This is a genomic window from Roseibium porphyridii (assembly GCF_026191725.2).
In the GTDB taxonomy this organism is placed as follows: domain Bacteria; phylum Pseudomonadota; class Alphaproteobacteria; order Rhizobiales; family Stappiaceae; genus Roseibium; species Roseibium porphyridii.
This window is the reverse complement of the sequence record NZ_CP120863.1, coordinates 5,584,202-5,610,595: the sequence shown is the minus strand read 5'-3', so window position 1 is coordinate 5,610,595 and position 26,394 is coordinate 5,584,202. Positions and strand designations below refer to the sequence as shown.

Annotated in this window: 26 protein-coding genes and 1 pseudogene; 17 read left to right on the top strand and 10 right to left on the bottom strand. The window is 57.2% G+C overall.

From position 1 onward, the window contains the following. Positions 1-27 precede the first annotated feature (27 nt). Positions 28-636, bottom strand: coding sequence for a hypothetical protein (locus K1718_RS25880; protein ID WP_152503812.1), 609 nt, complete (start codon positions 634-636; stop codon positions 28-30). A gap of 395 nt (positions 637-1,031) precedes the next feature. On the opposite strand from K1718_RS25880, the gene K1718_RS25875 reads away from it, so the two are divergent. Continuing rightward, positions 1,032-1,703, top strand: a complete 672-nt coding sequence (locus K1718_RS25875) for a response regulator transcription factor (protein ID WP_247649306.1) — start codon at positions 1,032-1,034, stop codon at positions 1,701-1,703. Positions 1,704-1,764: 61 nt separating this feature from the next. Here K1718_RS25875 and K1718_RS25870 read toward each other — a convergent pair whose 3' ends face one another. Both K1718_RS25870 and K1718_RS25865 read right to left on the bottom strand, forming a co-directional pair. Further along, positions 1,765-3,123, bottom strand: a complete 1,359-nt coding sequence (locus tag K1718_RS25870; protein WP_265680327.1) for an ATP-binding response regulator — start codon at positions 3,121-3,123, stop codon at positions 1,765-1,767. Then, positions 3,120-4,316: an FIST N-terminal domain-containing protein gene (locus K1718_RS25865; protein WP_265680328.1), complete on the bottom strand. Its 1,197-nt coding sequence runs from the start codon at positions 4,314-4,316 to the stop codon at positions 3,120-3,122. The genes K1718_RS25870 and K1718_RS25865 overlap by 4 nt, the downstream gene beginning before the upstream one ends. A gap of 181 nt (positions 4,317-4,497) precedes the next feature. Here K1718_RS25865 and K1718_RS25860 point away from each other — a divergent pair, with 181 nt between their 5' ends. The 4 genes from K1718_RS25860 to K1718_RS25845 all read left to right on the top strand — a co-directional run bounded on the left by K1718_RS25860 (position 4,498) and on the right by K1718_RS25845 (position 9,300). Next, the gene (locus K1718_RS25860) at positions 4,498-5,220 is read left to right on the top strand and encodes an SRPBCC family protein (protein WP_265680329.1); all 723 of its coding nucleotides are present in this window, start codon (positions 4,498-4,500) and stop codon (positions 5,218-5,220) included. 124 nt (positions 5,221-5,344) lie between these two features. Then, complete coding sequence (locus K1718_RS25855) at positions 5,345-5,836, top strand: (2Fe-2S)-binding protein (RefSeq protein ID WP_152501626.1); 492 nt, start codon at positions 5,345-5,347, stop codon at positions 5,834-5,836. Positions 5,837-6,055: 219 nt separating this feature from the next. Further along, complete coding sequence (locus K1718_RS25850) at positions 6,056-8,416, top strand: xanthine dehydrogenase family protein molybdopterin-binding subunit (RefSeq protein WP_152501627.1); 2,361 nt, start codon at positions 6,056-6,058, stop codon at positions 8,414-8,416. Positions 8,417-8,499: 83 nt separating this feature from the next. Continuing rightward, complete coding sequence (locus tag K1718_RS25845) at positions 8,500-9,300, top strand: FAD binding domain-containing protein (protein ID WP_265680330.1); 801 nt, start codon at positions 8,500-8,502, stop codon at positions 9,298-9,300. A gap of 104 nt (positions 9,301-9,404) precedes the next feature. Here the strand turns inward: K1718_RS25845 and hemA are convergent, their stop codons facing one another. Continuing rightward, positions 9,405-10,628 (bottom strand): 5-aminolevulinate synthase, encoded by a 1,224-nt coding sequence (gene hemA / locus K1718_RS25840; protein ID WP_265680331.1) that lies wholly within the window; start codon positions 10,626-10,628, stop codon positions 9,405-9,407. A gap of 194 nt (positions 10,629-10,822) precedes the next feature. Here hemA and K1718_RS25835 point away from each other — a divergent pair, with 194 nt between their 5' ends. Both K1718_RS25835 and K1718_RS25830 read left to right on the top strand, forming a co-directional pair. Beyond that, entirely contained in the window at positions 10,823-11,530 is a 708-nt protein-coding gene (locus K1718_RS25835) for a Crp/Fnr family transcriptional regulator (protein ID WP_152503806.1), read from the top strand. Next, positions 11,527-12,087, top strand: coding sequence for a DUF4202 domain-containing protein (locus K1718_RS25830; protein WP_265680332.1), 561 nt, complete (start codon positions 11,527-11,529; stop codon positions 12,085-12,087). The genes K1718_RS25835 and K1718_RS25830 overlap by 4 nt, the downstream gene beginning before the upstream one ends. On the opposite strand, the gene K1718_RS25825 is transcribed toward K1718_RS25830, so the two are convergent. From K1718_RS25825 to K1718_RS25800, 6 genes are read right to left on the bottom strand one after another with little or no spacing between them, the layout of a single operon-like run. Then, complete coding sequence (locus K1718_RS25825) at positions 12,077-12,349, bottom strand: nitric oxide reductase F protein (RefSeq protein ID WP_152503804.1); 273 nt, start codon at positions 12,347-12,349, stop codon at positions 12,077-12,079. The genes K1718_RS25830 and K1718_RS25825 overlap by 11 nt on opposite strands. A gap of 7 nt (positions 12,350-12,356) precedes the next feature. Further along, positions 12,357-12,923: a cytochrome c oxidase subunit 3 family protein gene (locus tag K1718_RS25820; protein ID WP_265680333.1), complete on the bottom strand. Its 567-nt coding sequence runs from the start codon at positions 12,921-12,923 to the stop codon at positions 12,357-12,359. Positions 12,924-12,925: 2 nt separating this feature from the next. Continuing rightward, positions 12,926-14,863 carry a nitric oxide reductase activation protein NorD gene (locus tag K1718_RS25815; RefSeq protein ID WP_265680334.1) on the bottom strand — a complete coding sequence of 646 codons (1,938 nt, stop codon included), beginning with the start codon at positions 14,861-14,863 and terminating at the stop codon, positions 12,926-12,928. Between the two features lie 10 nt (positions 14,864-14,873). Next, positions 14,874-15,683, bottom strand: a complete 810-nt coding sequence (locus K1718_RS25810; RefSeq protein ID WP_152503802.1) for a CbbQ/NirQ/NorQ/GpvN family protein — start codon at positions 15,681-15,683, stop codon at positions 14,874-14,876. Positions 15,684-15,688: 5 nt separating this feature from the next. Further along, the gene (locus K1718_RS25805; RefSeq protein ID WP_152503801.1) at positions 15,689-17,059 is read right to left on the bottom strand and encodes a cbb3-type cytochrome c oxidase subunit I; all 1,371 of its coding nucleotides are present in this window, start codon (positions 17,057-17,059) and stop codon (positions 15,689-15,691) included. A gap of 23 nt (positions 17,060-17,082) precedes the next feature. Then, positions 17,083-17,535, bottom strand: a complete 453-nt coding sequence (locus tag K1718_RS25800; RefSeq protein ID WP_152503800.1) for a c-type cytochrome — start codon at positions 17,533-17,535, stop codon at positions 17,083-17,085. Positions 17,536-17,867: 332 nt separating this feature from the next. Here K1718_RS25800 and K1718_RS25795 point away from each other — a divergent pair, with 332 nt between their 5' ends. The 10 genes and pseudogenes from K1718_RS25795 to ahbB (K1718_RS25750) all read left to right on the top strand — a co-directional run bounded on the left by K1718_RS25795 (position 17,868) and on the right by ahbB (K1718_RS25750) (position 26,393). Next, positions 17,868-19,544 carry a cytochrome D1 domain-containing protein gene (locus K1718_RS25795; RefSeq protein ID WP_152503799.1) on the top strand — a complete coding sequence of 559 codons (1,677 nt, stop codon included), beginning with the start codon at positions 17,868-17,870 and terminating at the stop codon, positions 19,542-19,544. A gap of 180 nt (positions 19,545-19,724) precedes the next feature. Next, positions 19,725-20,279: pseudogene (locus tag K1718_RS25790) on the top strand (NapC/NirT family cytochrome c); the annotation flags it as partial. A gap of 438 nt (positions 20,280-20,717) precedes the next feature. Next, positions 20,718-21,536, top strand: coding sequence for an ethylbenzene dehydrogenase-related protein (locus tag K1718_RS25785; RefSeq protein ID WP_470424751.1), 819 nt, complete (start codon positions 20,718-20,720; stop codon positions 21,534-21,536). A gap of 57 nt (positions 21,537-21,593) precedes the next feature. After that, positions 21,594-22,013 carry a cupredoxin domain-containing protein gene (locus K1718_RS25780; protein ID WP_265680335.1) on the top strand — a complete coding sequence of 140 codons (420 nt, stop codon included), beginning with the start codon at positions 21,594-21,596 and terminating at the stop codon, positions 22,011-22,013. 212 nt (positions 22,014-22,225) lie between these two features. Further along, the gene (cobA, locus tag K1718_RS25775; RefSeq protein ID WP_265680336.1) at positions 22,226-23,020 is read left to right on the top strand and encodes a uroporphyrinogen-III C-methyltransferase; all 795 of its coding nucleotides are present in this window, start codon (positions 22,226-22,228) and stop codon (positions 23,018-23,020) included. Next, a complete protein-coding gene (locus K1718_RS25770) occupies positions 23,013-23,318 on the top strand; it encodes a c-type cytochrome (protein ID WP_265680337.1) in 306 nt (101 codons plus the stop codon). The genes cobA and K1718_RS25770 overlap by 8 nt, the downstream gene beginning before the upstream one ends. Beyond that, the gene (locus K1718_RS25765; protein ID WP_265680338.1) at positions 23,315-24,463 is read left to right on the top strand and encodes a cytochrome D1 domain-containing protein; all 1,149 of its coding nucleotides are present in this window, start codon (positions 23,315-23,317) and stop codon (positions 24,461-24,463) included. The genes K1718_RS25770 and K1718_RS25765 overlap by 4 nt, the downstream gene beginning before the upstream one ends. 3 nt (positions 24,464-24,466) lie before the next feature. After that, on the top strand, positions 24,467-25,456 hold the full coding sequence (gene ahbB, locus K1718_RS25760) for a siroheme decarboxylase subunit beta (protein ID WP_265680339.1): 990 nt from the start codon (positions 24,467-24,469) through the stop codon (positions 25,454-25,456). Beyond that, on the top strand, positions 25,453-25,908 hold the full coding sequence (locus K1718_RS25755) for an Lrp/AsnC family transcriptional regulator (protein ID WP_265680340.1): 456 nt from the start codon (positions 25,453-25,455) through the stop codon (positions 25,906-25,908). Before ahbB (K1718_RS25760) ends, K1718_RS25755 begins: the two co-directional genes overlap by 4 nt. Then, entirely contained in the window at positions 25,905-26,393 is a 489-nt protein-coding gene (ahbB, locus tag K1718_RS25750) for a siroheme decarboxylase subunit beta (protein ID WP_152503792.1), read from the top strand. The genes K1718_RS25755 and ahbB (K1718_RS25750) overlap by 4 nt, the downstream gene beginning before the upstream one ends. The last annotated feature ends 1 nt before the right edge of the window (position 26,394 follow it).

The window sequence follows — 26,394 nt, the reverse complement described above, 5'->3', positions numbered from 1 at the left end:
CCCCGGAGCCAACCGAACAATATCCGACTATTCGCTGTTTGGCAGCCGAACGGTGCCGGTTTCATTGTTGTAGCTGTGCAATGATGGATACCGCTGCTGCCAGCTGATGCGTCCCTGCGGGTCGTAGCTAAGTAACAATCCTTCGTAACTGTCGAGCTGGCCCCGAGGATAACTGGAGCGTTGACGCGCCGCGCTCTGAATTTCTGTCGGCGCAACGACATAGCACCCGGTCAGTCGGGCAAATGCACTGATAAAGGAGTGCCCGTTGCCGGAATTCAGTCCCCGAGCCTCCAAATAGGAACCGTCTCCGTGACTGGAAGTATGTTCACCGGCAATACGTGCGACAAGACAGCCGCGGAACCAGATTTTGAATACCTTGTCACGGACATCCGACCAGGGTGACATGGTGCTCGAACTCAATCCCGTGCCGATGTGAAATGTTCCGGGCGACCCATGCGCGTTGAGCACCAGGTTTTCAATTCTGCCGCCTCGGACACGGCCCGCCGCAGCAACAACCAGGTCGACAATATCGCGCTGAGTATCGGTCGAGCTGACCCTCTTGGTCTCGTCCATGGTGTAAATTCGGTTAGAACGCGTGTCGTTCAGGCACATCGAAGGCGAAGTTATCGTAATCATGACCCGGTCCCTTTCGATCGGTATTCAGTCTTCAGCCCACTCAGATGAGAATTGCCAAGCTATCGAGCGCAGAAGCAGCATTATCCAAGCAAAGTTTACCCTGGGGGGAGTGTGGAGCGATGTGATAGTCATCACAAATTCCGGTATTCGGGTTCTGAAATCTTGGATAATGGTTGTAAATTTAAGAAGTTTCGGGCCCAATGCGTATTGGATCGGAGCATCTAAGCTTCCGAATACAATTTAGAAACATTCGGGCGTATAACTGAACACAACGGATCACCACTCGAAACTGTTGGCAACCGTCTGCGAACAGGCCAAGATATTGCGGCTGAGAATTGTTTCCAGAAAACAACACCACAACTGAGAAAGAGGACCTGCGAGGCGGGACGTACAATGTGACCAAATTCCTGATCATCGACGATCACCCCTTGTTTCGCGAAGCTTTGCACAGCGCAGTCGAGCTTGCCTATCCCGGTTCCGATGCTGTGGGGGCAGCGTCGCTTGAAGATGCCTGCCGCTTTCTGGATGCGGAGCCCGGGTTTGATCTTGCTCTCCTCGATCTCTCCATGCCGGACGTGACGGGAATGGAGGGCCTTTTGCATCTGCGCACTCACTACCCGCAGCTGCCTGTCGTCGTTGTATCGGGAGTTGAAGATCAGGCGATCATTGCGCAGGTCATGGCCTATGGTGCGGCAGGCTTTATCCCGAAGTCTTCCAAGAAAACCGTTCTGGCCAAGGCCATTCAACAGGTCATGAGCGGTGCGGTCTATTTGCCTGAATCCTATGAAGACGGCGTGGAAGAACCGATTGACGAAGAGACAAGCCGGATGATCGAGCGGATGGCCAGTTTGACACCGCAGCAGATCCGGGTGCTGAACATGATTTGTGATGGCCTGTTAAACAAGCAGATTGCCTATGAGTTACAGGTCGGCGAGACGACCGTGAAGGCGCATGTCTCCGAAATTCTGCGAAAATTGGCCGTTTCAAGCCGGACTCAAGTGGTCATTGAGGTCAAGAAACTCGAGGCTCTGGGGACTGCTTCCCCGTTTGCACCTCCGCCCGACTGAAGGGCCCCCGTGACGGCAGCGCAAGGGTTGAACCTGTCATGCGTCCCCTCAGTTCTTTCCGTTAACCGGCCTTGTTGATCAGATGCGTTGCCAATGCGCGCAATTGTGCCGGTTTGACTGGTTTGGTCAGATGTTCGACCCCGAGCTCACGCGCTCTGTCGATGACACCTTGAGAGGCATCGGCAGTCGCAAGTATCGCGGGCACCCGAGACGGCAGGAGCTCAAACAGCTTTTCAAGTGTCGAAGTGCCGAGATCTCCAAAATCCAGATGATGGTCCGCAACAATCAGATCGGGCACCCAGGCTGCCGCATCGACCGCGGCAACGGCCTGGTCGCAAGAGCGCGCAATCTTGTAGATGCATCCCCACGTGGATAGCAGTCCTTCCATGGCCTCAAGGACGGCCGGATCGTTTTCAATGACCAGGATCTTCTTGCCCTTGAGACTGGCATTGACGGGAGTTGCAATGAGTTTGGTGCGTTCCGCACCGGTTGGTTCCGCTGGCGCTTCGGATCGCTTGGCCCTGATCCGGAAAACGCTGCCGTGGCCGGGATTGGATCTGACGCTGACGTCGTGTTTCAGAGCGGTCACCAACCTTCGAACAATGGCAAGGCCGAGCCCCAGTCCCGTTCCTGTGTCCGCATTGGCATCACCGCGTGAAAGCGGACCGCGGTGGAATTCCTCAAAGATCTTTTCCAGCTGGTCTTCGGGGATACCGCTGCCTGTATCGACGACCTCAATCGAAATCTCGTCTCCACGGCGCCTTGTGCCGATCAGAACTCCGCCGCGGTCAGTATACCGGATGGCATTGGCAATCAGGTTCTGAAGCGCCCGGCGCAACATCAGCCGGTCGGTGTAGACACAGTCATTGGTCACGGCCACGCGCAGTCTCAATCCCTTCTTTTCCGCAATAGGCCTGAGGTCGGAAAGCAGACTGTCGAGGATCGGAGGGATTGGCACCGATGTGAAGCGCGGTGTCGTAACACCGGCATCGAGCCGCGAAATGTCCAATAGGGTCCTGAGCAGCTCGTTCATTGTGTCGAGCGAGCGCTCGACCTGATTGACCATGGCGCGCGCCTGATCGGACACCTGCAGATCGTGAAGGGAGGAGATCGTCAGTTGAGCCGCATTGAGCGGCTGAAGAATGTCATGGCTCGCGGCAGCCAGAAACTCCGTTTTCGATCGGTTGGCCCGTTCAGAAATGTCTTTCTGGCGCGCCAGTTCAATGTTTGTTTCCTCTAAGCGTCTGAGCGCTGATGTAAGCTCGTCTGTTCGCCGCCGGATCTGCCCTTCCAGTGAAATGGCCGTTTGAAAAAGGGAAAAGGCGTTGCGCTGCTGGTCCATCGCCTGTTCAACACGGTCGACCAGCGCCGCATTTATTTTCTTGAGCCTGGCAGCATCGTCGATATCGGACAGGCTCATACCTTTTCTCCTGCGATTGCGGCCTGTTGGGCAAAGGCGATCCCTGTGAAGGTCTGGTTCAGATGCATCGACAGGTATTGCTCACCATAGGTGTTGAAGCCGACGACATTGTATTTTTCGTAGATCTTCTGGATACGCTGTGTCGCCTGCCTGTTCTGGGCATCGATCCGGCGCAATACGCAATCGAAGCCGAGGACGAAGTCGACCGGACCGATTTCATTTGCAACACCTTCAAAGGCCTCGTTCGTGGACCTTGTCATGCCTGTCGGTTCAGCAACTGTGAGCACAATGCCATCGTCGATAGCGCAGAAAAAGGACAGCGATCCGTCCGGGTTCACTTTTTGAACTGAACGGCAATAGTATTCGCCTCCCACACGAACGACGAGCGGATGAGAGGCGAAACTCATCGGTGACAGCGATCCCGGATCGATGCCAACGGCTCGGGCATATTCTCCGGCAGCTTCTGCTGCATTGAATTCATAGATGATGCGTTGTTCGGGGTCGGACCTTGTCACGACAAGCTTGCGTTCCGTCGGCACGAAATTGTCGGTTTTGAAAATCCGGAAAGGCACGGCTGTTCTGCAAAACAGTACGATCGCGCAATCATCGCTGATGTCGCCATTCAATATGAGCGAGGTCTTGTTGAAATGCATGCTGTCGCCGGCCGATCCTCCGAGCAGCGGAATATCGTCCAGCGCCCAGTGAAGCGCGGCGGTAATCATTTCCTCGACAACCGACAGTCCGTCTATCAGACAGATTGCGAAGCTGTCTCCCTGTTCGGCTTCAGTGGTATGGTTGGCCGCGTCGGCATCGAACACCTGCCGCGCGTCCTTGACCTGCGCAACGATGCGATCGAAGCCGATCGAGCGGATACCGTCTATGCGTACGGTGCTTATGGAAAATTGATCTTTCGGAAACAGAACCGCCAGGCACTGTCCTGTCCCTTCGGTCGACCCGCCAATTTCACCGGCCGTGGAACAGGCGGCATAGGCAAGGCCGTCGGCATGATGAGCCATTCGGTTTCGAATGATGTCGGCAGGGAACTGGTCTTGCGAAAAAAACAGCAAAGCCTGTGCATACCGACCGGTTCTGGCGGCTGCATCGATCTCGGTCCAGAAGTTTTCTTCATCCGGCAGGCCGGCCGATAATACGACCACCCCGCAGGCATATCGCGTCCCAGTTTTTGGGTTCAATTTTTCCTCCCAGGAGGCGGCGTCCCTGTTCCGGAACTACCGTCGCCAACACAAAATGTAGCTTCAGACAGGTGTGTTTGCAAAGCCGGGACGCCGACCCGACCTAAAGTACAGTGTACAGCTGCAGCCCTGTGTATTTTCCTGTTGGTTGCAATTTGCCGAAACGGTCAATGGGGAGCACATGGAGATTTCAGGCAGTCAGGTAATTCAGGCCTCCCGTTTGGTTGTTTGGTCTGCGTTGAATGACGCTGATGTTTTGCGTTTGTGCATACCTGGTTGTGAAGTTCTTGAGCGGGTTTCGGCTGATGAGCTGACGGCGTCGGTTACGTCGAAGATTGGTCCTGTCAAGGCGAAGTTCAAAGGTTCTGTTACGTTTGAGAATGTTGTTGCGCCTGAGAGTTACACGATTGTTGGCGAGGGCAAGGGAGGAGTTGCCGGGTTTGCCAAGGGGTCTGCGGACATTCGTCTGGTTGAAGATGGCGATGCGACGGTTTTGAGTTACGAGGCGAAGGCTCAGGTTGGCGGCAAGTTGGCTCAGCTTGGCAGCCGTTTGATTGATTCCACGGCGCGCAAGATGGCGGAGGAGTTTTTCTCCCGGTTTACCGAGCAGGTTGGGGGCTCAGCGGCGGCGGTGTCCGAGGTGTCTTCGGTGTCTTCGGATACGGGTCTTGCGGCTGATCTTGATGAAGGTGTTGCCGAGGAGGCGAAGCGGATCGCGCTTGAGGAGGCGCCGGGCGAGGTTCTTCATGCGATTGGCGAGGCGGAGCACAAGGTTGAGGAGGGTCTTCACAAGGCAGAGGAGAATTTGGAGGATGCTGCGGGTCGGAATGCGTTTGGCGGACCGATGGTGTGGGGTCTTTTGCTGCTTGGGGCGCTGATTGTTGTTCTTGCGCTTGCCAGTTGACCCTTTGGCGACAGATTTGGAATGATCCGGTTCTGGTGGCGTTTGCTGTCAGGACCCACAGAACACGGTGTTAAACCGGCTATTTGGGCTTTGGCCCGAGAGGTTCCATGAGGGAGAGAGATTTATGTCGAAAGTATCTTTGGTATTGAACGGGAAGACCGTTTCGTCCGAGGTCGAGGACCGGACGTTGCTTGTGTCTTTGATCCGGGATGTTCGGGGGCTGACGGGAACGCATGTTGGCTGTGACACGTCGCAATGCGGGGCGTGTGTTGTGCATGTTGACGGCAAGGCGGTGAAGTCCTGCACGATGCTTGCGGCCCAGGCGGATGGCAGTGAGGTGGTGACGCTTGAGGGGATTGGCAGTGCGGATGCGCTTCATCCTGTGCAGGCAGCGTTCCGGGAGCATCACGGTCTTCAGTGCGGATTTTGCACACCTGGGATGATCATGAGTGCGGTTGACATGATCAACCGTCACGGTGCGGGCAATCTTGATGAGGCAACGATCCGGCACGAGCTGGAAGGCAACATCTGCCGTTGCACCGGTTATCAGAACATCGTCAAGGCGATCAAGGCGGCGTCCGACCAGATGGCGGGCATGGCGCAGGCGGCCGAGTGAGGGCCCGGTTTTAAGGACATGACGGATTTAAGGGTCTGATGCGCGTGTGTTGTTCGCGCAAGGGCCTGATGAGGGTCAGGCGGGACGCAGTTGATCTGCCGGAGGGAGCCGGCAGCAGCGGTTCGAAGCCGACCTTTGAGACGAAACGGGCCGGGCAGACCGGTCGGAGGAGACCATCCGGAGTTTTTTTGATCCGGAGCAGTATTTGGGAGAGAGACGATGGCAGTTGAAGGGATTGGCGCCCGGGCTCTGCGCAAGGAGGACAAGCGCTTCATCACGGGCCGTGGCCGTTATACGGATGACATGGCGATGCCGGGCATGGGCTATGCGGCCTTTGTGCGCTCGCCGCATGCCCATGCGAAGGTCACGGGGATCGATGCCAGTGCGGCTCTTTCGATGCCGGGTGTTGATGCGGTTCTGACGGGCGATCAGCTTGTGGGCGACGGTGTTGGCAATCTGATCTGCGGGTGGATGATCCATTCCAAGGACGGCACGCCGATGAAGATGGGCGGCTGGCGGGCGCTTGAGCCTGAGATTGTGCGCCATGTCGGTCAGGCTGTTGCGGTCGTGATTGCGGACACGCAGGCCGAGGCGCGGGATGCTGCCGATGCCGTGGTTGTCGACTATGAGGAGCTTCCTGCGGTTGTCGATCCGCTTGCAGCCCTTGAGGCGGGCGCGCCGCAGATCCATCCGGAAGCGGAAGGCAATCTGATCTACGACTGGGAGATCGGGGATGCGGGAGCGACCGATGAGGCGTTTGGCCGTGCTGCGCATGTGACGCGGATGGAGATCCACAACAACCGCCTTGTTCCGAACGCGATGGAGCCGCGGGCCGCGCTTGCCGGGTATGATGCTGCCGAGGAGCATTATACGCTCTATACGACGTCCCAGAACCCGCATGTTGCGCGTCTGGTCCTGTCGGCGTTCTATAACATTGCGCCGGAACACAAGCTGCGGGTGATTGCACCGGATGTGGGCGGCGGCTTCGGCTCGAAGATCTATATCTATCCGGAAGAGATGGTGTGCCTTTGGGCGTCGAAGCGCGTCGGCCGGCCTGTGAAATGGGTATCGGACCGCACGGAAGCGTTCCTGACGGATGCCCATGGCCGCGATCACCGCTCGGAAGCCGAGCTTGCGCTGGATGCGGACAACAAGATCATCGGGCTTCGGGTGAAGACGGTTGCCAATCTGGGCGCCTACATGTCGCTGTTCTCGTCGTCGGTCCCGACCTATCTCTATGCAACGCTGTTGTCGGGGCAATACGACATCCCTGCGATCCATGCGAATGTGAAAACGGTCTATACCAACACGACGCCGGTGGATGCCTATCGCGGTGCCGGACGTCCTGAGGCGACCTATCTGCTTGAGCGGATCATGGAGACTGCGGCGCGCGAGGTCGGCTTGTCGCCGGCAGAGTTCCGCCGCAAGAACTTCATTCGCTCGTTTCCGCACCAGACGCCGGTGATCATGTGCTACGACGCGGGCGATTATGATGCGACGCTGGATGCGGCGCTGAAGGCGGCCGATTATGACGGGTTTGCCGCGCGCAAGGCGGAAGCGGCCGCGCGGGGCAAGCTGCGCGGGATCGGCCTGTCCTGTTACATCGAAGCCTGCGGGATTGCGCCGTCAGCGGCGGTCGGGTCTCTTGGTGCCGGTGTCGGTCTTTGGGAATCTGCCGAGGTTCGTGTGAACCCGGTGGGGACGGTCGAGGTTCTGACCGGTTCTCACAGTCATGGCCAGGGCCATGAGACGACCTTCGCGCAGCTGATCAGCGAGCGGTTCGGTCTGGACAGCGATGCGGTTGCGATCGTGCACGGGGATACGGACAAGGTCCAGTTCGGCATGGGCACCTACGGGTCCCGCTCGGGCGCGGTCGGCATGTCGGCTGTTGTGAAGGCGCTGGACAAGGTCGAGGCGAAGGCGAAGAAGATCGCGGCCCACCTGATGGAGGCCTCGGAAGGGGACATCCAGATCGAGGGCGGCGAGCTGAAAGTGGCCGGGACGGACAAGAAGCTGAGCTTCACGGAGGTGGCGCTTGCGGCCTATACGGCGCACAACCTGCCAGAGGGCATGGAGCCGGGGCTGAAGGAGGGGGCGTTCTACGACCCGACCAACTTCACCTTCCCGGCCGGGACCTATGTGTGCGAGGTCGAGGTGGATCCGGAGACGGGCCAGACGGAGGTTGTGAGCTTTGTGGCTGCGGACGACTTCGGCAACATCATCAATCCGATGATCGTGGAAGGTCAGGTGCATGGCGGCATCACGCAAGGCATTGGCCAGGCGCTGCTTGAGAATGCGGCCTATGACGAGAGCGGTCAGCTTCTGACGGCCTCCTACATGGACTACACGATGCCGCGTGCGGATGATGTTCCGTCCTATCAGCTGTCGACCCATGTGACGGCGTGCCCCGGCAATCCGCTCGGCATGAAGGGCTGCGGGGAGGCCGGAGCGATCGGGTCTCCGCCTGCGGTGATCAATGCGATCACGGATGCGATTGGCAGCAATGCCCTGTCGATGCCGGCCTCTCCGGAGAAGGTGTGGACGCTGTGCCAGGCTGGCCTGAGGCAGGCTGCCGAATAGGACTTGAGACGATGCGCGGGCGGTGTGGCCGCCCGCATTGGACCTGATGTCATTGGACACTTGAGATTTGGGGGAGACCCAACATGTATGAGACAACCTATCACCGTGCCGGTTCTGTGTCGGAGGCTGCCGAGAAGATGGCGGCGGCAGAGGACGGCAAGATCCTGGGTGGCGGTCAGACGCTTTTGCCGACGATGAAGCAGCGTCTTGCGGCGCCGTCGGACCTTGTTGACGTGACGAAGATTGCGGAGATGCAGGGCATTTGCGAAGGCGAGGGCACCCTCGTGATCGGGGCGGCAACGACCCATGCGGAGGTGGCTGCATCGGATCTTGTGCGGCAGAAGCTGCCCGGTCTTGCGGCCCTTGCCGGAGGCATCGGCGACCCGGCGGTCCGTCACATGGGAACACTTGGCGGTTCGATTGCCAACAACGACCCGGCGGCGGATTATCCGGCGGCCTTGCTCGGGCTTGGTGCGGCGGTGACGACCAGCAAGCGGACCATTGCGGCCGGGGAGTTCTTCACCGGCATGTTCGATACGGCGCTGGATGAGGATGAGGTGGTCGTGTCGGTGGCCTTCCCGCTGGCGGCAAAGTCGGCCTATGCCAAATACCCGAACCCTGCCTCGCGCTATGCCATGGCGGGCGTGTTTGTGGCCAAGGGCGCAGACGGATCGGTGAAGGTGGCGGTGACGGGCGCCGGGCAGAACGGCGTCTTCCGGATGAGCGACATGGAAGCGGCCCTGGCCGGCAACTGGTCATCGGACGCAGTTGCCGGAATTGCACCCGAACCAGGAGATATGCTCTCAGACCTCCACGGATCCGCAAACTACCGAGCAAACCTCGTGACCGTCATGGCCAAAAAAGCCGTAAATAAAGCCGGATAAACGTGACCCGAAAAGACAAACCGGCTGCCTTGTCATAGGCAGCCGGTTTCGTTTTTTCCTTGCATTGTCAAAGCAAAGAAGATGTCGGATTGGAGCGTTTAGCCCTATTCCGCCGCCATCGGCTGGCGTGCCAGCTGGCACTGGTTCCAGAGCGAATGCAGGGCGACGATCAGTCTGTCGACATCGCCGCTTGTGTGCACCGGCGAAGGTGTGATCCGAAGGCGTTCGGTACCCTTGGGAACAGTCGGGTAGTTGATTGGCTGAATGTAAATTCCAAAATCATCCAGCAGCGTGTCTGACAGGAATTTGCACTTTGCCGGATTGCCGACAATCACCGGAATGATATGGCTTGGGTTCGGCACATGAGGGATGCCGAGCGTGTCGAGCCGTTTGCGAACTTTGGCAACGATTGCCTGATGTGCTTCGCGCTCCGTATTGCTCCGCTTCAGATGCCGGATAGAGGCGGTCGCGGCCGCGGCGATTGCCGGCGGAAGGGCGGTCGTGAAAATGAAGCCGCTGGCGAAGCTTCGAACGAAGTCGCAAAGCTCGGTTGATGCGGCAATATATCCGCCAACCACACCAAACGCCTTGCCGAGCGTTCCTTCAATGACGGTCAGGCGATCCATGAGGCCCTCGCGTTCAGCGATGCCGCCGCCGCGCGGACCATAGAGCCCGACTGCGTGCACTTCATCGAGATAGGTCATGGCGCCATATTTGTCTGCCAGATCGCAGATCTCGGCAATCGGGGCGATATCGCCGTCCATGGAGTAGACGCTCTCAAACGCGATCAGTTTGGGCCGAGCCGGATCTGCCGATGCGAGCTTATGTTCCAGATCCTCAAGATCATTGTGTTTCCAGATGACCTTGTCCGCTCTTGAGTGACGGATCCCTTCAATCATCGAAGCGTGGTTCAGGCTGTCGGAAAAAACGATGCAGCCCGGGATCTTTGACGCAAGTGTTCCAAGGGCCGCCCAGTTCGACACATAGCCGGACGTGAAAACCAACGCAGCTTCCTTGTCATGCAGGTCCGCAAGCTCTTCTTCCAAAAGAACATGGTCGTGGGTCGTACCGGAAATGTTGCGTGTACCGCCGGCGCCTGCACCGCATCTGTCGACGGCTGCGTGCATGGCAGCAACCACATCCGGATTCTGGCCCATGCCAAGATAGTCGTTTGAACACCAGATCGTGACGTCGTCCTGGCCCTTTTTGTGGGTCCGGACGGCAGCAGGAAAATTACCGCGCTTGCGCTGAAGATCGATAAAGACCCGGTAATTTCCCTCTTGTTTGAGTTCAGCGAGCTGGTTTCGGAAAAAGGATTGGTAGTCCATGTGATCCCCGCTTTCTCATCTTCCTGACAAGACTAGGAGCGCCGGGCCTGGCTTGAAATGACAATAGTCAAGACACCGCGGCAAGTTCGTTGCCATATCAGCAATTCAACAGATGTGACCGTGACAACGGATTGTGTAATATCCCTAGGCCAATAGGAGGGGCAGGCTTTTGTGAAGCCTGACTAGGAAACCGAATGCCGAATGAACGCCGCAAGAAGATTGCGCAGAATTCTTTGTTGTTGCAGACCTTCCCGCAAGACACGCAGGACATGATCCTGTCACTGTCCAGCTGGCGCGAATACGATCGCGGCGAGACGCTGTTTCTGCAAGGGGAAACTGCCAAGGCGATCCACATCGTGACAGAGGGCTGGGTCAAGCTTTACCGGATAGCGCCCAATGGCGGCGAGGCCGTCGTGAACGTCTTTGCCAAGGGGCAAAGCTTTGGTGAGGCAGTGGCGTTCCGCGGTCACGCTTATCCGGTCTCTGCCGAAGCGGTCACTTCTTGCGAAGTCATGCGCATACCGAGCGTGGCGCTGCTGGAGGCGATGCGCAAGGATCCGGAGATAGCGGTTGCCGTTTTGGCGTCGACTTTCATGCACCTGCATTCGCTGGTCTCGCAGCTTGAGCAACTCAAGGCCCAAACCGGCCCGCAGCGCGTTGCCGAATTTCTGTTGGAGCTGTGCGAACAGGAAACGGGCAGTTGTGTCGTCACCCTTCCATACGACAAATTTCTGATCGCCGGCCGCCTGGGCATGAAGCCGGAAAGCCTTTCGCGATCGTTTGCCCGTTTGAAATCGGCTGGCGTCCATATCAAGCGCAACCACGCGGCGATCGAAGACATCGAAATGCTGCGTGAATATTCTGAAAGCGATCCGGTCGAGGCCTGGCACAAAGCACAATGACACACCTGGAAAAGGCCCTCGCGGCAATCGACGAAGCCAATACAGCCGATCCGAACCTGGAAGAAGGCAATCCTGCTGCCCGTCTTTATGGCGAGCGTATGAGTTCGGAGTTGAGCCGCTTGTTCCCGCAAGCATCCGATCCGTTGAAAATCGCCGCCCGTGGTCAGCACATCGAACGTTGGACAGTGCCCCGCGCAACCTTTCCGGAAGGCAAGGCGGGGTATCATGCCTGGCGCCGAAACCTGGCCGGACATCACGCGCAAAGGGTCGGCGAGATCATGGCCGCAGCCGGCTATGCATCAGAAGACATTGCAGCTGCCGAGCGGATGCTGCGCAAGGAGGGTATCAAGCAGCATGCGGATGTCCAGGCGCTGGAGGACACGATTTGTTTCGTGTTTCTCAAATGGTATTTTGCGCCTTTCGCTGCCAAGCATAGCGACGAGAAAGTACTCGGCATCGTTCAAAAGACTGCACGTAAGATGTCAGGGGATGCAAGACGTCGGGTGAGTGAAGAGTTTGATTTGCCCGAACCACTGGCTAGTGCCTTCAGGAGTTGAAGGCGGGTATGAGATAAAGCGCAAGCAGCAGGCTGCAGTAGAGCGCCAGGACCCAATTGAAACCAGACTGCCACACCGGAGCCTGCCATAGGCCCAGATAGCGCGAGAGAATGACCCGTGCTTTCATCCACGCAAGTGCAAGAACAAGCACGCCTGTGACACTTGGGTCCAGAAGTCCCGCAGCACCAGCAGCCAGAACGACGGACAAGCCACTTAAAAGCAGCAGTTGAAGCCAGGCATTTGTCGTCGGATTGCGCGTCATCTCCGTCTCACGCCAGCAGGTAGATGACCGGGAACAACAGCACCCATACCAGGTCCACCATGTGCCAGAAGGCTGTTCCGACTTCCATGTTTCGGGGTGTGTCTTTCCAGGCGACCAACGCGAGAATGACAATTCCCGCAATAACATGCATTGCGTGAAAACCGGTCAGCAGATAGTAGAACGTAAAAAACGGGTGGGTTTCCGTCGAGATGCCCTGTGCTGCCGTGTCAGCATATTCAATTGCCTTGATGACCAGAAAAACGACACCCAGCGTCATCGCCCCGGTCAGCGCAATGCGTGCCGTCTTTCGTCGATCCTGCTGCCGCAGATCGACCGATCTGGCAGCGAGAAAACCGCTGGTGATCAGGACAACCGTATTGATGCCGGCAAGCGTTGGATGAAGGTAGGTTCTGGCCTCTGCAAAACCTGCCGGGTCGGATATCCGCACTCCCAGAAAGGCTGCCAGGCCCGCACCAAAAACCAGAAGCTCACTGATGATGAGGACCCACATCATCAGGTCGCCGGGCAGGTCATCCAGACCTCCGGGCGACGGGTTTGCCGTGGTTCTTACCATGGTCAGCCGCCAATCAATTGCCGATAGATTTCCGGCAGCGCCTGGGTCAGCTTGTCTGGATGCGGAATGACCGCAAAGCCGCCCTGACCGAAAAGTCTTGGAAACCACGACTTGCCCGTTTTGTCGATTGTTACGCCAAACACGGATTGACCGGCCCTACGGGCTTCGCGCACGGCCATGCGCGTATCCTCGATCCCGTGCCGGCCCTCATAATGATCGAGATCGTTCGGTTTGCCATCAGTGATGACAAGCAGAAGCTTGCGTTTGCGTGACTGCTCGGCCAGTTCGCTCGATGTATATCGGAGCGCAGCACCAAGCCGGGTGTAAAACCCTGGCCTCAGTCCGCTGATACGGTGCTCAACCTTGGCGGACATCGGCTCATCGAACCGTTTGCAGGACTGCAGATAGACACGATGCCGTTTGAGCGAGGAAAACGCGTTGATTGCAAAGTCGTCGCCGCAGGCATTCAGGCCCCAGGCGAGCGCTGTCAGTGCCTCCCGCTCAATATCGATAACAGCCCGGCCCGTGACCGCACTTTCAGTGGACCGGGACACGTCGAGAAGGATGGAAACCGCAAGGTCGCGCGCCTCCGGCCGGGTCTGGAGCCAGACCCGGTCATTGCCTGAACCGGTTGCAATCCGTTCGACCTCGGATCTGACAGCAGTGTCCATGTCCAACAGGTCGCCTTCCATATGCCCGCGCGTTGTCACACGGCCGGGGCGAAGCGCTTCGAATTGTTTCTTGACGGATCTGATGCGCCGCGCAGCGCGGGGATCCTTGGCGGCCACATCATTGTCCGGGTCGGCATCGGCTACACTTGTCAGGACACATACATGATCCGGCAGGTATCGGCCGCTTCGTGTGTCCCACTCGGGGTAAAGGATTTTGCCTGAAAGGCGTTCCCGGTCGACGTCTTCAGGAGCGAGGTCCAGATGCAATTTCAGGCGTGTTGCCGGTGATTTCGAAATTTGCCCGAGGCCGATTTCATCCTGATCATCGGCAGCTTTCTTGGCATCGTCGTTGTCGTCGTCGTCGACCCGCCGATTGAGGTTCAAAAACTCTGCCCAGCTCAGGATCGCTTCGAATTTGTGAAGGATCAGACTGTCATGGCGTTCAGCCTGGTCGGACTTGCGCCGACGTGCCCGCAGGGTTTTGTCGCCGGCCTCTTCTGGCGTACCGTCGGTTTCGCGGTTTTCAACTTCGTCGCCGCAAGAAAAGACAACCTCGCGCAGATCCGGCCAGACCGGAACCGGTCGAAATGGACGATACCCACGAGGGGCTTCGAATTCAGAAATGTCACCGCTTTCCAGTGCGTTCTGTACTTTCTGAACCTCTATGGAAAGTTCAGCGGGGTCGCCAAGCATGTGGCGGACAAGTGCTTCCAGATTTGCTTCCCAGCGAGGCAGGGACGCGGCCGGTCGTTGCAACAAGCTCCCATGGCTCAAGACCGAATAGAGTTCATTCAGGCCTGGAGCATGGAGAAGAGTTTCCCGAACCATCTGGCCGATTGCGCGCAAAACCTGCAGGTCCGCGCGCAGTGGATCGGTCTCGACCGTGTAGCTTGGCGCATTTGCCGCCAGAGCGGTCAGCCAGATATAGAGCGCTGCATTTGCTTCCCGGGTCGGGAAGACAGCAAGGGATGCCGGCAAACGCAGGATTTCACCGTCAAAACTGGCGCGAGGTACGGTTTCAACCTCGGTCCCGAGCCGCCTCAGAAAACTGAGGCGGTGACGCGACACCTCTTCCGAAACCGGACGGAGTTCCACATTGTGGTTGCCGCCCAGGCCTCGGAAAAGAACTGCAAGCCGCCCGCCGACCTCAGAAAGGCCGACCGCGGCTCCGTGATGCACCTCAGGCGCATCGAGGCGGCTTGCAAAAGCGTGCCACAGTTTCCCGACCGTTTCTTCGGGTTCCCATGGCTCGAAGTCGATCTTGCCCATCGGTCTGGCCTCACCCAAACACGGCCGTGACAAGATCTAGGAGCCCGCGTTTCACGTCTTCATCATCTGTCAAAGGTTCAATCATTGCTGCCAGCACGGCCCGGTTTACAGGCATACCCTGTGCAATGAGCGTCGCGGCATAGACAACCAGGCGGGTTGAAACACCTTCTTCCAGATCCTGGCCTTTCAAAGCACGCAATTTGCCTGCAAGCCGGACCAGCGCGGCAACACGCGACCTGTCCAATCCGCTTTCTTCGGCAACAACGTCGCATTCAAGATCGGGGGGTGGAAAGTCGAATTCCAATGATATGAAACGTTGCCGTGTGGACGGCTTCAGCGTCTTCAGGATGTTCTGATAGCCGGGGTTGTAAGACGCCACCAGCATGAAGCCCGGGGCCGCCTGCAGCTCTTCACCCGTCCGGTCGATCGGCAGGGTTCGGCGATCATCGGTCAGCGGGTGCAGAACGACGGTCACATCCTTGCGCGCTTCAACGACTTCATCGAGGTAACAGATTGCACCTTCCCGGACCGCACGGGTCAGGGGACCGTCGACCCAGACGGTCTCGCCACCCTTGAGAAGATAGCGCCCGATCAGGTCGGCGGCTGCCAGGTCGTCGTGACAGGCGACTGTGTAGAGCTTGCGGTTGAGCTTTGCCGCCATATGGGCGACGAAGCGGGTCTTTCCGCAGCCGGTCGGTCCTTTCAGCAAGACCGGAAGTCCGTTCTTGTGCGCAGCCTCAAAGACTGTGCATTCGTCTGACTGGGCTAGGTAAAAAGGGGCGTCAGCCGCCCCCTTTGCCAATGATACGCTACCTTCCATAGGTCTTACTCCGCCGGAACGTTGGCTGCGTCACCGGGTTCGATGACTTCGCTTTTCGGCATTGCCACCGCATAGATGAAGAGCAATGCGCCGATGACGAAGGCTGCGCCTGCGCCGAAGCGCATCCAGTAGAACAGCGCCAACTGGTCCTGGACATCCATGAAGTAATCGCCGTTAACGCGTTGCAGGTGCGTTTGGATGGTCCCTGCAAATGTCAGGACGAATGTCATGAACGCCATACCGCCCGACATCAGCCAGAAGGAGGCCATGTTGAGCACCTGGTTGTATGGGTCACGGCCACGCAGGATTGGCATTGCGTAGGTGATGATTGCCAGGTTCAGGGCGACATAGGCTCCGAAGAAGGCCAGGTGACCATGGGCGGCCGTGATCTGAGTGCCGTGCGTGTAGTAGTTCACACCATGCAGCGTGTGGAGGAAGCCCCAGACGCCGGCGCCGAAGAAGGCAAGCGTCGCACAACCGAGCGACCACAGAAGCGCAGCCTTGTTCGGATGATCGCGGCGGCCTTTCCAGACCATGACGAAGGCGAAAGCCATCATCGCGAAGAACGGGATCACTTCCAGTGACGAGAAGATCGAGCCGATCCACTGCCAATAGCTTGGTGTTCCGATCCAGTAGTAGTGGTGACCTGTTCCTAGGATGCCGGAAAACAGCGCAGCGGCGACGATGACATAAAGCCATTTCTCAACGACTTCACGGTCCACGCCGGTGAGTTTCAGCATCAGGTACGCCAGGATCGACGCCATGATCAGTTCCCAAACACCTTCAACCCAAAGGTGGACGATGTACCACCAGTACTGCTTGTCCAGCGAAAGGTTGCTTGGATTGTAGAAGCTGAACAGGAACAGCAGCGCCAGGCCCCAAAGACCAAGCAGAAGGATGTTTGTGATGGCGGTTTTCTTGCCCTTCAGCACCGTCATGGTGACGTTGTAAAGGAACATGAGCGCAGCAACCACAATGCCGACCTTCACCCATTTCGGCTGTTCGATGAATTCGCGTCCTTCTTTGCCGAGCAGGAAATTTCCTTCAAACAGGTTGAAGGTGTAGGTGACAACGACACCAAGCGTGCCAACCACAAGAATGATCAGCTGCAGGTAAGCGAGCTTTGGCGAATGGATTTCGCGTTCCGCTTCTTCCGGTATCAGGAAGTAGGCGGCACCGAAAAAGCCGAGCAGCAGCCAGACAATCAGGCTGTTTGTGTGCAGCATGCGGATAATGTTGAAAGGCAGAACCTCGGACAGGAAATTCGGCTGGACGTAAACCCATCCTGCCAGCAATCCGCCGAGAACCTGGACGGCAAAGAGGGCCAGGGCGACACCGAAATACGCCAGGGCTATCTTTTGAGACTGGTACTTCATCTTAGTTTCCTTTTGCGTTCGGATCAGCCGGCTTCATTCGGCGGCCAGTCTTGGGCGTCGATGTTGTCGGTCCAAATCAGGAAGTTCGCCAGATCGCGAATTTCTTCGTCGGTCAGATCGAAATTCGGCATTTGGCGGCGGCCTTCGATGCCTGTCGGCATGGATTCCATCCAGCCTTTCAGAGTGTCGAAAGCGGCGTCCGGATCGTCGAGAACGCCCCAGCGCGTCATCACGTTTGCAAGTTCAGGTGCGAAGTAGGCACCTTCACCCAAAATGGTGTGGCAGTTGATGCAGGCCTTGTCTTCCCAGACACGCTTACCTGCGGCCACACTTTCGGTGATGCCGGCATGATCGGTCGAAGTTCCTGTGATGTAGAAGTGACTGTGAATGGACAGCCCTACAAAGATGATGATGAAGAATAATGACCCGCCATAAAATATATTTCGGGCCATGCTTTTGGTCATGACTTCGCGCATCGCGCGCTCCTTTACCCCGAGTTGATCGTAGTCTCGAGGGTGGCAGCGCGGGCTGTCATTTCCTTAACCAAAGTCAAGCAGGCATTTGCGGTCTCGTCAGACGGCAAAACAGGACGAAAAATCGGTCCTTCAATTTCAGTCTGTTCTGATCAAAGTCTGAAAAATTAGCCGGCTAAATTAAAATTGGTAAGACTGGTGAGAAAAGCCACGTCAGTGACGTGCGCCTTCGCGAGCACACAAAAAACGCCACGATCATCTTAACGAAAGTCAAGGAAGCGAACTCGCGTTTGCTCAAGTCTCGCGAATGCCTCACCAGCATTTGGAGTTTGAGAATGTCACATCCAAGACTGAAAAAAAGGACGGGCCCCGCGTTAGCGGCAAGTCTTGCGCTGTTATTGGGCAGCGCGGCGGTGCCTGCCCTTGCTGAGGGCCCGACGCTGAGCGAAGAGGCCTTCGAAAGTTCCAAGCAGCTCTATTTTGAAAGATGCGCGGGTTGCCACGGCGTACTGCGTGTAGGTGCAACAGGCAAAAACCTGGAGCCAAGCTGGAAAAAGACCGCTGCTGATGGAACGGTAACAGAAGGCGGAACGTTGAAGCTTGGCCAGGAGCGGCTTGAAAAAATTATCTCCTGGGGCACCGAAGGCGGCATGAACAACTTCTCGGACATCATGACCGAGCAGGAAATCAAGGACATGGCCACCTACATCATGATGGAGCCGCCCAAGCCACCGGAAATGTCGTTGGCTCAGATGGAAGCGACCCGCAAGGTCTATGTCGAGCCCAAGGACTATCCGACGGAACCGCTGCATGGCCGGAACTGGGAAAACTTCTTCGTCGTTATCGAGCGTGACGTAGGCAAGGTCGCCGTCATTGATGGCGATACGAAGGAAGTTCTGGCGCATATTCCAACCGGATATGCTGTCCACGTTCTGAAAGCATCCGAGCACCACTCGGTAACCGAGCCTGAGCATCCCGGCCGCTTCTGGTACACAATGGGTCGCGACGGCAAGATGACCAAGATCGACCTCTGGCAGAACCCGGAGAACATGTTGGTCGCCGAAGTGAAAATCGCTTACGACGCCCGCGATGTTGCGGTGTCAGGTGACGGCAAATACGTCATCGGTGGCGGTTACTGGCCTCCGCATTTCGCAATCGTCGACGCAGAGACTATGGAGCCGAAGAAAGTCGTTTCCACTCGCGGCGTCAATGTTGATGGCGACTATGTCGAAGAAAGCCGTGTGGCTGCAATCTACACCACTCCGAATGAGCCGACATGGATTGTCGCGGTCAAGGAACTTGGCCAGCTTTGGCAGGTTGATTACACCGACCTCGACAACTTGCGTATCGACAAGATCGATTCCGCAAAGTTCCTGCATGACGGGTTCTTCGACCCGACAGGCCGCTACTTCCAGATTGCCGCAAATGCGTCGAACAAGATGGTTGTGGTCGACACGCAAACGCACAAGCTTGAAGCGATGATCGACACAGCTGCCCTGCCGCACCCGGGCCCGGGTGCCAACTGGGTAGATCCGAATTGTGGACCTGTTGGTGGCACCACTCACCTTGGTGAGGGGACTGTGACAGTCTGGGGTAACGATCCGGAGAACCGTCCGGACGATGCCTGGAAGGTTTGCTACGAAGTAGAGACAGACGGTGCTGGCCTGTTCATCAGGACCCATCCCGACTCGAAATACATCTGGGCTGACCAGACCAAGCATCCGGAACCCGAAATTCAACAGTCGGTTCAGGTCATCTCCAAGGAGACTGGTGAAATCGTGAAGACGATCCAGATCACCGATGAAGAAGGCAGTGCCGCGGTTCACTTCGAGTTCAACCAGGATGGTTCCGAAGTCTGGGTATCCAAGTGGAACCGCTCAACGTCACTCGAACCGAACGGTGAAATTGTCATCTTCGACGCAGAAACGCTCGAAGAAAAGGCCCGGATCAAAGGTCTCTTTGCTCCGACCGGCAAGTTCAACGTCTACAACCGTTCGAACCACGTCACTTAACGATAACAAGCAAGCGTCTGAAGGGCGGGCATATCGCCCGCCCTTCTTTTTTGCCAGCGGTGTCGGGACTGCATCGACGGATGGTCGCCCGGAAACTCGGAAACGTTCCCTGCATCCTGCAATCAGATCGCTGCCAGCGCTCAGCCGGCTGGCGGAGAAACATGAAAACGGAGCCTGGACATGACTGAGAGCAGCCAAGGTGACAAGAAAAAGCCGATCTGGCGCAGATACCTTCTATGGGGCATGCCGATCGGGGGTGTTGCGGCAGTGTTTGTCGGCGGCATCATTTTCTGGGGTGGCTTCAACACCGCAATGGAAGCCACGAACACCAAGCAATTCTGTATTTCCTGCCACGAGATGCGGGACTACGTCTATGAAGAATACAAGGGAACCATTCACGATGTGAACCGGTCGGGTGTCGGTGCCATGTGCTCTGATTGCCATGTGCCGAAAGACTGGACCCATAAGATTATTCGCAAGGTACAGGCGACCAAAGAGCTTTGGGGCAAGATGGTCGGGACGATCAACACGCCGGAAAAATTCGAAGCCAAGCGCCTTGAACTCGCGATGAACGAGTGGGAGCGCATGAAGGCCAACGATTCGCGCGAATGCCGCAACTGCCATGATTTTGAATCCATGATGCCCGAGTTCCAAAGACCAAGGGCAAGACAGCAGCACCTGAACGCCATGGAAGCCGGTCAGACATGCATCGACTGTCACAAGGGCATTGCACACTCCGATCTCCGGGATCGCGCTGAAGAAGACTATCTGGAAAATCTCGAAGCGCCGAACCCAGCTTTCAAGCGCGAGGTTCCGCACGAGTATATCGTCAGCCTGGAGCGCATTGTCGCCAAGGAGGCGGATGAGGCCGCTACTGCCAAGGCTGCACAAAAGGCTCAGCAGGAAGCTGTTCAGGCCCAGATCGCAGCAGCTGTTGAAGCCGCTGTCGCAGAAGAAAAGGCCAAGGCGGCCAATTCCGGCACAGACACTGATGGTGGCAGTGCTGCAGATACCAGTGCCGCTACGGGAACTGTTGCAGCCAATGTTGACTGGAACGCTGTTCCGGCAGCGGATTTGACGCTGTTCTATCCGGGACAGGCCTCGTTCGAATGGGTCCAGAACGGAAAGACCCATGGCGGAGCGCGGCCGCTGACGAAAGGCGGCGATTCCTGCATGACCTGCCATGCAGCGGAACTGGAGGCGATCGGCAACAAGATTGTTGCTGGCGGTGAAACCGAACCGACGCCCATTCCGGGGAAACGTGGGATTATCAACACAACAATCCAGGCCGCACATGATGATGAAAATCTATATGTACGTGTTCAGTGGCCCGATGCTCCACACAATCCCGCCCCGTTTGTAGACGGTGGGAAGATGGATCCGGACAACCAGGTCAAGGTCGCCATGATGATCGCCGGCACGGGGATCGAAATGGGCGAGACCACAGGTTGTTGGGCCTCTTGTCATGCGGACAACACCTACATGCCATTTGACCCGGGTGCTGAGGCCATTGCTGGTAATGCCGACGTCGCGGGCCGACTGGAAGCAACAGATACGATTACGAAGTATCTGACCGAAAGCCGCACAAAGGTCGAAGTCAAGGGCCGGCGTGGCAAAGCGCAGGGCGGTTGGGACAAACTGAAAAGCGCTGACGAAATCAGCCAGCTGTTTGAAGATGGGACCTATCTGGACCTGTTGCGTGTCTATGCGGATGGAACCTCGAGCAATGGCTATCTTCTGGAGCGCCGGATCGTCAATGATGGCGAGATGTCTGCGGAAGCGAACCTTTCGGCGGGGATCTGGACGGTTGTTTTCTCAAGACCTCTGAATTCAGGAGCTCCAGGAGACATCCCGCTGGAACCTGGCAAGACCTATACGGTTGGCTTTGCCATACATGATGATTACGCCGCGGCGCGGTTTCACCATGTGACGTTGAATACCAGCCTCGCTCTGGATGACGACACGGCGCAAATCAACGTGACCAAGCAGTAACGGTTTCGGGGCGGCGAGAATTCGCCGCCCCGACCACTTCAGCCAGGGAGAATACATATGTTTGTTCAAGCCTGCGATGTTCCAGCAATTCTGGTGTCTGTCATGCTCACCCTTCCGGCTTGCGCTGAGGATGCCGAATTGAAGGCACTCTGTGACGAAGCAGAAAGCCGATACACAGAACTGTTCGGGCATCCCTCATCGGAAGAAGAAGGGGTGACGGTTGTCACGATGTACAAGTATCGCTTCTGCCCGCAGGACCTGACAGTCCCTGTCGGGACGACAGTCCGCTGGGTTAATGTAGACAAACGCACCAGCCACAGCCTTATCCTCAAGGACGAAGGCGAGCCTGAATCCGATCGCCTCTTCCCCGAAGAGACATTCGAATTCACGTTCCTGACCCCGGGTGACCAGACCTATTTGTGCGGGCCCCATTGGGAAACTCAGGAAATGATCGGCATGATAACTGTAAGTCCTTGAATAAAATAATGAAAAAATGCGCGATTAGAACTGGTTGACCTTGACTATTGTCAATCAGTTCGAGGTCAAAACGAGCAATCATACTTCTGCGAAGCGCCGATCATTACTGTCATTGCCGAGCCAACGCGTCCCTTTCTGCAAACGACAGGTGCCCCCGGCGCTTCGCACAGAACTGAAGCGTCCGGCAGTATTCAGCAGAAGCGAGGTCTCTCATGACGGGAAAAGTTTTTCTTATTGGAGCCGGCCCCGGAGATCCGGACCTCCTCACAATGCGCGCCGTACGCATGCTTCAGCAAGCTGACGCCGTGGTCTATGACCGTCTCGTCTCACCGGAAGTGCTGGCGCTTGCACCTGAAACGGCCGAGCGTGTGTCGGTCGGAAAATCTCCAGACCACCACCCTGTACCCCAAGAAAGAATCAACGAAATCCTTGCTGAACTGGCGTCACGAGGATTGACCGTGGCACGTCTCAAGGGAGGAGACCCGTTGATATTCGGACGCGGGTCTGAAGAAGCAGCTCACCTGCAGGCAAACGGTATTTTGGTCGAATACGCTCCGGGCATCACCGCCGCGCAAGGGGCCGCTTCTGCTTCTGGGGTGCCGTTGACGCATCGCGGGCTCGCAACAGGTGTGCGCTACGTGACCGGCCATCGTCAGGCCAATGGAACGCTGGACCTTGATTGGAAAAGCTTAGCCAGCGAAGAAACGACACTGGTCGTGTACATGGGCGTCGCGAATATTGGCCAAATAGCGCTCAGACTTGTTGCTGAGGGTCTGAGTGAAACAACGCCTGTCATGGCGATTGCCAACGCAACAACACCGCGCGAAACGCGGTTGTTCTCCCGCCTTGGTCAGGTTGCACTTGATGTCCGTGACGCGGAATTGAAAGCGCCAGTGCTCTTTGTCATCGGCAAGGTCGTTACACTGTGTGCCGAATGGCCTGCCGTGACCTCGGACCTTATAGATGCGGTAGAGCCGGCTGCCGCAGGGCAGCGCGCTCATGCTTAGACTTGTTGCCATTGGTCTTTTTTTCTGCAGTGCGGCGATTGCCGACGAGCACAGTTCCCCCGATGCGTTGATCAGACTGGTGCATCAGGATTGTGGGTCCTGCCATGGCCTCACACTGAAGGGTGGCCTTGGGCCGGACATCCGTCCCGATGCGCTTTCCCACTATGACGTCGAGACCCTCTCCGAAGTCGTTCTGGACGGTATCCAGGGCACTGCCATGCCGCCGTGGCGGCCTTTGATGAGCGAGACAGAGGCGAAGAAGATCGCTGAGTACCTCCTGCAAGGAGAATTGAAATGAAATGGATCGCCAATGCGCTCGTGGCGCTCGTGATGACAGGTAGCGTTCACGCCGAAACCATCCTCGCGACAGGCGACCTTGGCCTGGTTGTCGAACGGGCTTCGGGATCTCTGTTGCTCGTCGATCAATCTGAAAGAAAAATGCTGACGCGGATCTCCGGCCTTGGCGATCTTTCGCATGCCAGCCTGGTCTATTCACCGGATCAACGCTACGCCTATGTGTTCGGCCGTGATGGTGGACTGACGAAAGTCGATATCGTCGAGCGCAAGATCGCCAACCGCGTTGTCCAGTCCGGCAATGCAATAGGCGGTGCGATCTCCGATGACGGTTCGCTTGTTGCTGTTTCCAACTATGAGCCGGGAGGCGTGCGGATCTTCGATGCCGATACGCTGGATCTGGTTGCCGATATTCCGACGGGTTCCAAAACGATCGGCCTGGTGGATGCACCCGGGAAACGGTTTGTGTTCACCCTGTGGGATGATGGCGAAACCTGGATCGCCGATCTGTCGGCCGGGAAACCGCAGATCACCAAGGTCACGGGTGTTGGCACCAATCCCTATGACGCCCTGGTCACCGATGATGGCCGTCTCTATATCACTGGCCTTTTCGGTGAAGATGGACTGACGGCAATCGACCTTTGGGACGACAACCCCAAGCCTATTCGGGTTCTGCCTGAATACGGTCGCGGTCAGCAGGAAATGCCTGTCTATAAGATGCCGCATCTTGAAGGGTGGGCGCGTGCCGGACGCGAGTTTGTCTTGCCAGCGGTCGGCCATCATCAGGTGCTTTGGATCAATGCCGATGACCTGACCGAAACCGGTCGAACCGAAACCTATGGACAACCGGTCTTTGCAATGTCCCGGCCAGACGGTCGCCAGGTGTGGGTCAACTTTGCCCATCCTCTCAATGACACCATCCAGGTGATCGATACACCCAGCAAAGAGATCATTCACGCGTTCAAACCGGGCCCTGCCGTCCTTCATATGGAATTCACACCACGCGGACATGAGGTCTGGGTTTCGGTGCGCGATGCCGGAAAGGTGATGATCTACGACACGCACACATTCGAGAAACTTGCCGAAATCGACGCAGAAAGCCCGTCCGGGATTTTCTTCACCTCCCGGGCCCACAAGACGGGACTTTGAACCATGGAACGAATAGGCGACGCGACCGACATCACGCTGCTGGATGACTGGCAACGCGATTTTCCTCTGGAGCCGCGCCCCTTCTCGGTGATCGGCTCAGTCATCGGTTGCCCTGAGGAAGAGGTGTTGAAACGACTGGATGTGTTGCGCGCAAGCGGACGGATCACGCGGGTCGGCGCGACTTGTGCCCCAAACACGGTCTCGGCCAGCACCTTGGCGGCACTTTCAGCTCCAGACGAAGTCCTCGAGCAGGTTGCCGAATTCGTTGGCAGTCGTGTGGGTGTCAACCACTCATATTTGCGCGAGAACCATTGGAATCTCTGGTTTGTCGCAACCGGCCCGAACCGGGACCATATCGATGCGGTTCTGGATGAGATCCGGAACGAGACTGGTCTGGTTGTCCTCGATTTGCCCCTGGTTCGACCATTTAACGTCGATCTTGGATTCAAGCTTAGGGGCAATTCGCGAAAAACTCCGGTCGCTCGTCCGGTTGACCTCCGTCGCCTGAAAGAGGGCGACAGTGACATTCTCCAAGCGCTGACAACTGGAATGCCGCTCAGTTCACGCCCATTCGGCGACATCGCTGCAAATCTGGAACGCAGCGAACAAGACGTTCTGGACAGGGTGAAGGAACTGCAGGAGGCGGGCATAATTTCCCGCCTGGGCGTCATTGTGCGGCATAGGGCACTCGGCTGGCGGTCGAATGCGATGGTGGTCTGGGACATCTCCTCTGAGCGGATCGATGCGGCCGGCCCTGCGCTCGCCGCGCTTCCCGGCGTGACGCTTTGTTACGAACGCCGTCCGGTCGAAAATGTATGGCCTTATCGCCTTTATTGCATGATCCACGCACAGAGCCGGCGTCTTGCACTCGATACTTTGACAGAGGCAAGCGACCTCCCCGAGCTGCAGGGTGTGAAGTTCAAGACACTCTTTTCCAGCCGGTGCTTCAAGCAGACCGGCGCGATGATTGCTCGCTCGGGAGCTGCGGCATGACCGGTGAACTCACGGATCTGGACAGACAGCTTATCAATCGTCTTCAGGATGACCTTCCGCTCACTTCCCGTCCCTTCGCGACGTTGGCAGATGAACTCGGGATTGCAGAGGGTGATGTTGTCGACCGTATCAGACATCTGAGAGATGAGGGACTGCTGACCCGTTTCGGTCCGTTTTTCGATGCCGAAGCGCTTGGTGGTGCATTTTGCCTGTGTGCCATGGCGGTGCCTCAGGAGTGTTTCGAAGAGGTTTTAACCAAAGTCAATGCTCACCCCGAAGTGGCGCATAATTATGAACGCGACCACAAACTGAACATGTGGTTCGTGCTGGCAACGGAAAGCCGCTTGGCTATTCGCGAGACTGCCGGTGCAATAGAGCAGGAGACCGGTTTGAAGGTCCTCCAGTTTCCGAAAGAGCGCGAGTTCTTCATAGGTTTCCGGGTAAACGCATGACCTTAAATCCGACCGACAGGGCAATTGTTGAAGCGACGCAGGCAGGCTTACCTCTGGTCCCTGCTCCCTTTGCCGTGCTCGCGCAGACGCTTGGTTTGAGCGAAGACGATGTCCTGGAGCGTCTGAAGCGTCTCAAGAAACTCGGTGTCATTCGCCGGATCGGTGCTGCTCCCAATCACTACCGGCTTGGAATGACCGCCAATGGCATGACTGTCTGGGATGTTGACGATGAAATCGTCGACGACATCGGACCAAAGGTCGGTGCACTTGATTTCGTCACCCACAGCTATCGCCGTCCGCGGGCATTGCCGGATTGGCCATACAATCTGTTTGCAATGGTGCACGGAGCTGATCGTGACGAGGTGCTTGCAAAGCGTGATCAAGTCGCTGAACTGCTGGGCGACACATGCCGGGCGAGCGACATTCTGTTTTCCACCCGCATACTGAAAAAGACCGGAATGCGTCTCCGCAGGAAGGAAGGCTGAG